The sequence below is a fragment of the Priestia sp. P5_B4 genome, assembly GCF_056400385.1.
In genome coordinates this window covers 1-3,107 of the sequence record NZ_JBFULJ010000445.1, presented here as the reverse complement: position 1 = coordinate 3,107, position 3,107 = coordinate 1, and the positions used below count along the sequence as shown (strand labels likewise).

Here is a 3,107-nt window from a genome sequence, read left to right as displayed (position 1 = left end):
GCAAATACCTGGGGGGTGGCTAGCAGACCGCTTTGGATTTAAAAAAGTCATTACAATCGCCGTGCTTTTATGGTCTTTGTTTACGGTTTTTACCGGAATGGCTTGGTCTTTTGCTTCTATTATTATCATTCGCTTTTTATTTGGTTTAGGGGAAGGAAGTTATTTTCCATCTGCATCAAAAGGAATTGCAGGGTGGTTTCCTCAGCAAGAACGCAGTAGAGCCATGTCCTTTTTGTTATCGTCAGGTACGATTATGGGCGTGGTTACACCAATTCTAGCGACGCAGCTGATGCAAACGATAAGCTGGAGAAGTATCTTTTATATCATAGGAGCCATCGGACTCGTTATTACAGTTTTGTTTGTTTTTTTACTAAAAGAAAAGCAGCAGAGAGAAAAAACAGAGACTTCTGCTATTCCTGCTAAGCAGATGACATTAAAAGAAATTATCAAAACTCCGATGATTTGGAATTTATTTATTGCATACTTCAGTATCTACGCCATTAACTGGGGGCTCATGTCGTGGATGCCTACATATTTAGCCGAAGTAAGACATCTGAATTTAACGGACATCGGTTTTCTTTCCGCTATCCCAGCATTTGTAGGCATTATAGGAATGTTTGTTAGCGGCTTTGTTTTAGACAAGCTTCCGGACGGAAAAGACAAGACGATAGCGGCGGTGTTTGGTTTACTGATGGGTATTTTTCTTTGCTTCATGGCCATTTCACCTAGCGTAGGCATGTTTATCGTTTTTCAAAGTGCAGTCACTTTGCTGTTTTCGTTTAATGTGATTTTAATCGCTTCAGCTCCTTTAAAAATGCTGCCTGAATCAGTGGTCGGTTCAGCAAATGGTTTTATCAATACAGGAGCTCAAGCAGCCGGCGTATTAACACCGATGCTCATTGGCTTTTTAGTACAATCGTTTGGCGGGTCGTATAATGCAGCATTTGCTTTATTAATTATCTGCGCTCTTGTCTGTGCTATTTCGTTGTTTGCGATTCGACCTGCAAAAGTGGTAGTGGACGCACAAAATGCTGTTAAATAATAATGAAGAAAAAGGAGAGTGTCTCATGGATATTATTAAAGAAGTCGAACAACTTATTGAAAAAAAGCGAAACGAGCTAACTCAAATCAGTGATCAAATATGGGAATATGCAGAAACGAGGTTTGAAGAGTATAAGTCGGCACAGCTGATTTGCGACATGTTAGAAAAAGAAGAGTTTACGCTTCGTACACATATTGCCAACCTTGAAACAGGTTTTATTGGAAGTTACGGGAACGGTTATCCGATCATCGCTATTCTCGGTGAATACGATGCGCTTACCGGGCTCAGTCAAAAAGATAAGTGTGCAGTAGCAGATCCGGTCAAAAAAAACGGAAATGGCCATGGGTGTGGACACAACCTACTTGGCGTAGGCTCACTAGCAGCTGCACTTGCTGTCAAAGAATATTTAAAAGAAAAAAATGTTCCGGGGACCGTTCGATACTATGGATGTCCAGCTGAAGAAAGTGGTTACGGAAAGACGTATATGGTACGAGAAGGATTTTTTCAAGATGTAGACGTCGCGTTTTCATGGCATCCCGCTACCGTTAATGGTGTTATGCATACGTCATCGAATGCGGTTATGCAAGCAGCTTTTAAATTTAAAGGAAGAAGCAGTCATGCAGCTGCTAGTCCTCATCTTGGCAGAAGCGCTTTAKACGCTGTAGAGTTGATGAATATTGGTGTAAATTATATGCGTGAACATATGATAGATGAAGCGCGCGTACACTATGCCATTACAAACAGCGGAGGCATCTCTCCTAATGTTGTTCAAGCAGAAGCGGAAGTGATGTACTTAATTCGTGCTCCGAAGCCATCTCAAGTAAAAGAACTTTATGAACGCGTTGTGAAAATTGCAAAGGGAGCGGCTTTAATGACTGAAACACAAATGGAACAGGAAATTCAAGGAGCCTGCGCTAATCTAATTCCGAATGAAACAATGGAGGAGCTGATGCATAAGCAAATGATGCAGATAAATTTGGCTGAAGTGAAACATGAAGAAATAGCTTTTGCCAAAGCTATTTACCAGTCTACATCCGCCGAAGATAAAGAARCAGCAAAAAAACAAGTGGGTTCACTGCTAGCCAGAGCTTTAGCGGATCATCCAGTCTTCAACCAAATTGCTCCTATGTCTAAAAATGTTTCCTTCATGACAGGATCAACTGATGTCGCAGACGTTAGCTGGAATGTTCCCACTGCACAGTGCGTGACTGCAACGTGGGCTTATGCTACGCCGTTTCATACATGGCAAGCTGTTGCTCAAGGGAAAACGGAGTATGCCCACGATGCGATGTTATTGGCTGGAAAAGCCATCGCGGCTACAGTGATTGAAATGATAGAAAATCAAGAGCTGATTAGTCAAGCCAAACAAGAGCTGGAGGATAGGCTAGAAGGGAAAAGCTATGAATGTCTTGTGCCTTCACATATACAGCCACCTAATTACTCAGAAAGTGAGCAGGAAGACTATAGCGTGGTATAAAAAACGAGGCGGGGAAAAATGTATTTTCGTATAAGGAAGATCCGAACGATGAATCGTTCGGATTTTTTTATTGTTAGGTTGAACACAGGTTTCATTTATCCCGTTTGTTCGTCTTTAGATTGGATTGATGTAGTTATGGCTCAATCTCTTTTTTGTTTTCATTAAAAATAAATGGTTAAAAATATATCTCTTTGCTGAACCTAACCCTATCTAATTGTTTAGGAAAAGAGGTAAAAAAGCATGAGAGCATATAAAATAGAAAAAGATGGGTCAATTTCAACTTCACTAAAAGGAAAATCAGTTTTATCCACTTCGTATTTAAATAAAGGTTCTGCTTTTACTGAAGAAGAGAGAGAAGAGCTTCATCTGCAGGGACTTCTTCCTCCAACGGTTTTAACGTTAGAAGAACAGGTAAAAAGAGCATATGAGCAGTTCAAAAAAGCGCCGAATGATCTTCAAAAAAATAATTCGTTGAATGATCTACATAACCGGAACGTCGTCTTATTTTATCGTTTATTAACCGACCATTTAAGTGAAATGCTTCCCATTATTTACACGCCTACTGTAGGTCAATCCATCCAAGAATAC

General features: G+C 40.4%; 2 protein-coding genes and 1 pseudogene. All 3 read left to right on the top strand.

Translation table 11 applies throughout. The annotated features are described in order from the left end of the window. Positions 1-1,042 (top strand): MFS transporter (locus AC1DRF_RS21025; RefSeq protein WP_477741600.1); only part of this gene is annotated, 1,042 nt, incomplete at its 5' end. A gap of 25 nt (positions 1,043-1,067) precedes the next feature. After that, the gene (locus AC1DRF_RS21020) at positions 1,068-2,519 is read left to right on the top strand and encodes a M20 family metallopeptidase (RefSeq protein ID WP_477741599.1); all 1,452 of its coding nucleotides are present in this window, start codon (positions 1,068-1,070) and stop codon (positions 2,517-2,519) included. 240 nt (positions 2,520-2,759) lie between these two features. Continuing rightward, a pseudogene (locus tag AC1DRF_RS21015) lies at positions 2,760-3,107 on the top strand (NAD-dependent malic enzyme); the annotation flags it as partial.